Source organism: Pseudomonas sp. AC083, assembly GCF_979253165.1.
In genome coordinates this window covers 1-248 of the sequence record NZ_CEEDDH010000270.1, presented here as the reverse complement: position 1 = coordinate 248, position 248 = coordinate 1, and the positions used below count along the sequence as shown (strand labels likewise).

Genomic DNA, 248 nt, shown 5'->3' with positions numbered 1-248 from the left:
CTGCCACACATAGCAGAAGGAGTTTTTTTCATGATCGTTTAATGAAATTTTGCTTCATTGCTTTGCTGCTGATGTTTTAGCAGCCCATCAATGGACAGCATCTTACTGCCGCTAAGTGTTAAATAAAGCGCCATGACAAGCAGTGATAGTTCAAATTCATAACCGCCAACAAATCCTTTAGAAAAACCAACCGTCATAATCGCCACAGCCATAATTGGTACAAATAATGCTGCGAAAATACGTGTTCC

1 protein-coding gene is annotated in these 248 nt (G+C 39.9%); it reads right to left on the bottom strand.

The genetic code is table 11. The annotated features are described in order from the left end of the window. Positions 1–38: 38 nt before the first annotated feature. A partial coding sequence (locus AC0IXA_RS27930) for a DoxX family protein (RefSeq protein WP_471814983.1) occupies positions 39–248 on the bottom strand: 210 nt, incomplete at its 5' end.